Here is a 6,909-nt window from a genome sequence, read left to right as displayed (position 1 = left end):
AAACCTTAACTCCAATTTGAAGTTAAGGGTATAGGCATGTTCAAATTAGAAGTCTATTTTACTAGATCTCTAAAAATGCTCACCCCAAACCCTCCCTCCGAAGATTGGATACATGTATTAAAAGCAGGTCTCCTGGCTTGTGTCTCAAACTTACTAATGTCCCTTCCTAGAAAGTATCTAGTGGTTTGACATGTTCATCAACACTTACAGTAGCGGGGGCTGCATCAGACTTTAACTGATTTCCCTATTATCCAAAGTTGATCACTTATGGCACTTTTAATATTTTGTAATATAATGTCTATTAAACTATGATTTTAAATATATAGCAACAGTTAGTTTTGTAGGATATTTATTTTACATATGTGGAATCCCCCATTTATCGACTAACTAGACTTTATGAACCATCTTAAAAAATACTGATATTTTGTTGTTTATCACTTATAAAGTATCGTTAATCGCGCTCGTACTCTCATCATCCTCAGATAGCAACGTGTTAATCATAGGTATCATCAACATATCAACCATTCTCTCGACGTAAGCGCGGTCAAACGGTTTCTCTACGAAGATCCCGCGATACGTAATTAAGGCTGGTCCAATGTCAGACAGTAGATCAAATTCAGCCTCTATAAGTTGATGTTGCTCCTCTAAGAATGGTCTAATTATTGAGGCCATTGCTTCTCTATGGCGCCAGTAGAACTCATTTTTCAATACTTTATCCAATTTTTCATTAGAAGAAGCTGCCGTATATATGGCTGTGAGGGTGTTCTGTGCTTTATCATCATCACACTGAAAAATGAAAGAAAGCATATCAATTAATTGTCCTCTTAAAGGTTGATTTCTATCTAAGTACTCTTCTAATTTTTCAAAAGGGCTCATAAAAGCTGCTGCATCAATGACTAGATCCGTTTTGGAAGACCACCGCCTGTAAATCGTTGCCTTTCCAACTTTTGCTCTAGCTGCAACTGCATCTATCGTTAATGCGTCAAACCCATTCTCTGCTAATAAATCTAAAGTTGCCGTTAAGATGACTTTGTTTCTAGATAAATCAAGGGGTCTCCCTCGTTTAGTTTCTTCTTGGTTATCATTCTGCGTAGACAAAGGGACTTACACCACCTTTCATTCAGTCTCACCTAAAATAATTTTAGCATTTTCATTTATTATTTACAAATACGGAACTATTGCGTTTCATAAATGATAGTGTTACTATTACTTAGCGGAACGCCCCCGTTCCGTATATATAGATAAATTGGAGGAGAGATTTATGGCTGTTATAGCTCAAGAAACCGCAGCAGCTAACGAAACGAGTAAACCTGATGTGAACCCGATTCCTATTTTAGCTGTACTGTTATCAGGTGCATTTGTTGCCATTTTAAGTGAAACGATTTTAAATGTTGCCTTGAACGCCATTATGGCTGATTTTGGTGTTGCATCAAGTACCGTACAATGGCTTGTCACTGGTTATATGCTTGTTATCGGTACATTAATACCTATATCCGCTTATTTCATGCAACGGTTTACGACACGTCAGTTATTTATTGCTGCGATGTCCCTTTTTACATTAGGAACCATTATTTGTGGTATTAGTCCTGTTTTTTCGGTTCTATTGATCGGCCGTTTAACCCAGGCAATTGGGACAGCAATCATGATCCCACTTTTGATTAATATTATTTTAACTGTCATTCCAATTGAACGACGCGGTGCAGCCATGGGGATGGTCGGTCTTGTTATTATGTTTGCCCCAGCCATTGGACCAACTGTATCAGGCCTAATTGTTGAAAATTTCACATGGCGTTCGTTGTTTTATTTCATTTTACCTATTTCACTTGCCTCACTGCTGTTCGGGATGAAAGTACTGATAAATATCTCAGAAACATCTAAACCAAAGCTAGATATTATTTCATTCTTGTTGTCTATGCTTGGATTCGGTGGAATCGTATACGGTTTTAGTGCAGCTGGTAAGGGGGACGCAAGCTTTACGGATCCACTTGTTTTTTCATTCTTGCTAGTCGGTTTCGTATCGCTCGCTTTATTTAGCTGGCGCCAGTTAAAAATTGAAGCACCACTCCTAGATATTCGAGTATTTCGTTATCCGATGTTTACACTAGGTCTCTTAATGGTCATGCTCGTCATGATGACGATGTTTGCGATGATGTTAGTGATGCCGATCTACATGCAAGGAGCCCTATTGTTTAGTGCTGTCACAGCCGGACTCGTACTACTTCCAGGTGGTTTGTTAAATGGTGCAATGTCCCCAATTATGGGGCGGCTTTTTGATAAATTTGGCCCTAGACCATTATTAATACCTGGGACTATCATTTTAGCCATTATTGTCTTTACGTATCGGTACACCATTCCTGGGATTCCTATTTGGATGGTCGTTGTCCAGCAAGCTATCTTAATGATTGCTGTTGCAATGATTATGATGCCTGCACAAACTAACGGTTTGAATCAAATCCCACAAAGACTTTATCCGCATGGTACAGCGATTATGAATACATTGACGCAAGTGGCTGGTGCTATTGGTGCTGCTTTGTTTATTTCCGTAATGGAAAACGGTCAACAAAGTTACCTTCAAAACAATGGCATTAATAATCCAACCGGAGAAGACATGATTGCTGCTCTTACTCATGGCTCACAGCAAAGCTTTTCAACAGGTTTTTACTTAGCACTTGCAACAGTTGTTCTTGCCGTTCTAGTACGCAGATCTAAGCAGAGTAACTAATTCAGGTTAACTGAGAAATAAAAAATTACGCTGCATGGATGGCTAACGGGCTCAGTTCTGGGAGGGGAAACCTATTTTACAAGCTAAATAACAGCAAACTTAGCATACAAAAAAGCACAGATTTAATATCTGTGCTTTTACTCATATTCTCGTCCCTACTTAACCCCCGTTTAATAAGAGTTAAAGTATATTACTCCGATTCACAAGTTCATTAGACGCCGAAGCTAAAGCGAGATTGATAAATAAGCGGAGAAATTTCTCTTAATTAGGAAATACCACTGAAAATAGCTAGAATAGACGGAAAGATTCCGACTATTGACTAGAAAAACGTGAAAACCCGTTATTTTGCATGGCTTAATCGGAAAACCACCGCTTATATAACCCGAACCATCTCTAGTCTGCTATCTAACAGAAAAATTTCCGTTTATTGGCTCTCTCCATACCTCATATTATCGTTAATTTTTCTCGATTTGGAAAGCGAAGTATATTTCCGGAGCTCTTGCTACGCTATAACCACCTTGTGTTCAGATTTCTCGTTATTAAAACTTTTTTTGACCCAGCCTCTTAATTTAGTTTTATATTTACTGCTTATTGATTTTGTACAATCAACTCTCTTAATTGCTTAGTCGCTGTCGTTGTTGTTTTAAATGTTTCTCCTTCTCCCACCATATACATCAGAATACTTTCTTCTCCTTCATTCCCTAACCAAAGATGAATCGCATGCATGGGTAATTGGTCGCCATATGAGACAACAAGATCATAATCAGGTTCCTTATGCACATCTACTTTCTTTTCTACTGAATGTTTAATAACTTGTTCCAACACTTTAATTGAATGACTATCTTCAAAAGAAACAGACACATCAGCATTGGTGCTCCCAACGCCTTTAGATGGTGAGAACTCTATTTTTACTATCTCTTCATCTAATAACACCATTTTCGTACCCTGATTCAGACAACCGCCAAGGATAGTAACACTTATAAGTGAAAGAACAATGAATAGTACTTTCATTCCTCTAAACCTCGCTATTTATTTTTATATAAAGAGAATTTTGGTAAAACTAGATTTATTGAATGTTTAATTAATCACATACTTATAGAATTTTTTATCAACCTGCAGTACAGGAAAATTCTCAGGTAAATCTTTTCGACTGATTGTTATAAATCCATTTTTTTCATAGAACCGGTGAGCCGCTAAAAATTGTGGAGTCGTCCCAAGGAACACTGCATTGATTGAATGCTCGTTTGCCCAATTAATAGCTGTATCTAATAATAGACTTGCTGTTTTAAATGTAGCACCTCGAAAGTCTTCGTGTACAAACATCTTTCTTAATGCCACTTGTTGCTCGCCTATATCTAATAGGCTGATGGTCCCTACTACTCTTTTGCCATGGAAAGCAATCCAAAAGTTACCATTACCAGTTTGATAGTACTCTTCAATATTAAACAAATCGGGCTGGTCTCCCTGTGTTATCGCCACGTTATACTCTTGTTGTTGAATGTGAAGAATTAATTCAATAACTTCTTCTAGATGCTCAGAATTGTATTCTTTTACAATCGGAAAATCATTCATTACACACACTCCATTAAATAAAGTTCGTTCTAGTTCTTGCATTACTTTTTGGGAGCCTTTTCATACGAAAAAGAGATCATAAAAGTTTCGACATATAGTATTCATCAACATATTCACTATTAATTAATAAAGAGTCTCTTTTTCTTCCCTCTATCTCAAATCCCATCTTTTGATACAAAGATATTCCTATTTCATTTCGAGTAACAACTGTTAATTCTAAACGGTGTATATCATGATGCAAAGCCCATTGTTCTAAATACTGAAATAGTTTTGTTCCTACCCTTGCCCCGGTACTCTTTCAAAATTCCTATCACGATATAGGCAGAATGTTTATTTCTATTTGCAGGACCACCAACTGACATTATAAACCCGATTAACGTATTCTTTTCTTCAGCTACAAATATAGTAGAATTCTTACTTTCAACCATTTTTTCTATCATCTTTCGTTGTTTGTTGGGATCCATATTTCTTTCAGCAGGTTCCCAAAGCATATATTCCGAGCTTGCCTCGACTTGTTTAGTAAGGTTGGCTAATGCCTCTGAATCAGCCGTGTTAATTTCTCTAATAATCATTCTATTTCCCCCCTTGTATTAGAACAATTTACTAGGCTAATAACCCTATCTTCTTTTTAATTTCTTTTAGAAAAGGAGTGCTTATCGTTCTTGCTTTGTCCGCCCCCATTAACAATATTTCATCTATGGTTTTAGGTGAGGCTAATAACTCCTTATATTTCTCACGTGGCTCTTCTAAATAAGTATTCATTACTCTATACAATTCCTTTTTAACTTCTCCCCAGCCAATTCCACTTAAATATTGCTCCCTCATTGCTTCAATTTCAACAGGAGAGGCAAACTCTTTGTATAACGTGAATAAAGTCGATGACTCTGGATCTTTAGGTTTCTCTGGTGGAAGTGAATCTGTTTTTATTTTATTGATAAGCTTTTGTAATTGTTTCGGTTCTTCAAAAAGTGGAATTGTATTTTGATAGCTTTTGCTCATTTTTCTACCATCTAAGCCTGGAAGCAACTCTGTCTCTTCTTCGACTTGATACTCTGGTAACACAAACGTTTCTCCGTAATTTTTGTTAAAGGCTTCTGCAATATCTCTTGCAATCTCAACATGCTGAATTTGGTCTTTTCCAACTGGAACAAGGTCCGTTTTAAACATCAAAATATCAGCAGCCATTAAGATCGGATAAGTAAAGAGTCCCATATTCACACCATCATCTAAATCTTTTCCAGATTGTTGATTACTCTCAACGATTCCTTTATATGCATGAGCTCGGTTCAGTAAGCCTTTGGATGCAAAACAGGCTAGAATCCAATTTAACTCAAAAATCTCCGGTACATCACTTTGTCTGTAAAGAGTTGCTTTGTTAGGATCAAGTCCAAACGCTAACCACGCTGCAGCAATGCCATAAGTTAGTTGACGAAACCGATCAGCATCGCGAATCTTCGTTAGACCGTGATAATCAGCAACAAAAAAAGACGGTCGATACTCTGCAACTTTGGCCAATTCCAGCGCTGGCTTTATGGCCCCGATATAGTTCCCTAGATGGATTTGTCCAGTAGGTTTTATTCCTGTTAAAATTGTTTTTTTCATCCAAAGCCCTCCAATTAAGTAGAAAACACAAAAAGGGTTACCCGTCTTAAAAAGGACGAGTAACCCGTGGTGCCACCTTCATTCGTTTACGATTACATAAACGCACTTATTTTGTACAGAAACCATAAAAACGTTTCGATACATAGTCTTTTTTAACGGTAAGACATCCGCTAGACCTACTGTCGTTCAATCTAGAAGCTCAGAAACCCATTCAACTCCAGTCCCGTACGGATTCTCAGCAACCATCCGCTCTCTGAAACGTTCTTAAAGCCTACTCTTTTTCATCATCGCTCTTCACTATTAACTAAATACTAAATTATGGATAATGTAAGGTCAAGTGAAATTTTTCTTTGATCAGATGTTCTCTTACGTTTTTGGCTTGATTTGACCATCAGTATCCAATTTCCCTATGAAAATGCTTCTAAACCAAAGACAAAATGCGCTACTAAAAATACAATAATCATTAACGTGATTCCGAACGCAAGTCCGATAAAAGGTTCGCTTAATTCATGATTTATTAACTTTTTCTTTAACAACATCGTTCATCTCCTTTTTTCTTCATCTAGATAGATTGAGTATTCTGAGGAGAGAAAAATGTACTTTGAAATTTAATTGTTATAAGATTACGTTTTATTATTAATAACGGAATAAAAGAACGTAGCAAACCCTTGATATGAATATTATAACGGCTAGTTTTTTTTGGAAAAGCTATTCCTACTATAAAATAAATGACTGGCAAAGTGGTTGAGGAATTAAGTCCTCCGATATCAAAAACAGTTCTTTCATTAACTATGTGTAAATCAAAATCAATAGATTTAGTTGCAATATGATCATAACTGTACGATGGTAAGATGAAGGCAAATAGTAAACTTACTAAAACAATTAATTTAACTCCCATCATCCACCAATCCTTTAATTTGATTTATATTCATTATTTCATCATTAATATAAACCTATTCTTGCAAAAAGTGAAGAGTAACCTCTAACCACTCAATTTTGGCTATACTTTCTAA

At 36.6% G+C, this 6,909-nt stretch carries 7 protein-coding genes, 1 pseudogene, 1 riboswitch and 1 other annotated feature; of the genes and pseudogenes, 1 reads left to right on the top strand and 7 read right to left on the bottom strand.

Annotated elements, in window-relative coordinates; translation table 11 throughout:
• Positions 1 to 105: 105 nt before the first annotated feature.
• Positions 106 to 293, bottom strand: a riboswitch (cobalamin riboswitch).
• Positions 294 to 438: 145 nt separating this feature from the next.
• Positions 439 to 1,098, bottom strand: coding sequence for a TetR/AcrR family transcriptional regulator (locus tag JCM9157_RS23505; RefSeq protein ID WP_052013167.1), 660 nt, complete (start codon positions 1,096 to 1,098; stop codon positions 439 to 441).
• 163 nt (positions 1,099 to 1,261) lie between these two features.
• On the opposite strand from JCM9157_RS23505, the gene JCM9157_RS14305 reads away from it, so the two are divergent.
• Complete coding sequence (locus tag JCM9157_RS14305; protein ID WP_052013166.1) at positions 1,262 to 2,722, top strand: MDR family MFS transporter; 1,461 nt, start codon at positions 1,262 to 1,264, stop codon at positions 2,720 to 2,722.
• Positions 2,723 to 3,310: 588 nt separating this feature from the next.
• Here the strand turns inward: JCM9157_RS14305 and JCM9157_RS14300 are convergent.
• The 6 genes and pseudogenes from JCM9157_RS14300 to JCM9157_RS14280 form a co-directional block, all read right to left on the bottom strand.
• Entirely contained in the window at positions 3,311 to 3,733 is a 423-nt protein-coding gene (locus JCM9157_RS14300) for a YhfM domain-containing protein (RefSeq protein ID WP_035665689.1), read from the bottom strand.
• Positions 3,734 to 3,799: 66 nt separating this feature from the next.
• Positions 3,800 to 4,294, bottom strand: coding sequence for a GNAT family N-acetyltransferase (locus JCM9157_RS14295; protein ID WP_035665688.1), 495 nt, complete (start codon positions 4,292 to 4,294; stop codon positions 3,800 to 3,802).
• 76 nt (positions 4,295 to 4,370) lie between these two features.
• Positions 4,371 to 4,722 (bottom strand): annotated as a pseudogene (locus tag JCM9157_RS14290) (GNAT family N-acetyltransferase).
• A 175-nt stretch (positions 4,723 to 4,897) separates the two neighbouring features.
• Positions 4,898 to 5,896 carry a tryptophan--tRNA ligase gene (locus tag JCM9157_RS14285; RefSeq protein ID WP_035665687.1) on the bottom strand — a complete coding sequence of 333 codons (999 nt, stop codon included), beginning with the start codon at positions 5,894 to 5,896 and terminating at the stop codon, positions 4,898 to 4,900.
• Positions 5,897 to 5,944: 48 nt separating this feature from the next.
• Positions 5,945 to 6,193 (bottom strand) — a binding site (T-box leader).
• 110 nt (positions 6,194 to 6,303) lie between these two features.
• Positions 6,304 to 6,435, bottom strand: a complete 132-nt coding sequence (locus JCM9157_RS25800) for a hypothetical protein (protein WP_268870953.1) — start codon at positions 6,433 to 6,435, stop codon at positions 6,304 to 6,306.
• 23 nt (positions 6,436 to 6,458) lie between these two features.
• On the bottom strand, positions 6,459 to 6,794 hold the full coding sequence (locus JCM9157_RS14280) for a hypothetical protein (RefSeq protein ID WP_035665685.1): 336 nt from the start codon (positions 6,792 to 6,794) through the stop codon (positions 6,459 to 6,461).
• Positions 6,795 to 6,909 lie beyond the last annotated feature (115 nt).

The organism is Halalkalibacter akibai JCM 9157, assembly GCF_000513135.1.
Taxonomy (GTDB): domain Bacteria; phylum Bacillota; class Bacilli; order Bacillales; family Bacillaceae_D; genus Halalkalibacter; species Halalkalibacter akibai.
Note: the sequence above shows the minus strand (reverse complement) of the source record. Positions and strands in the feature narration are given on the sequence as shown.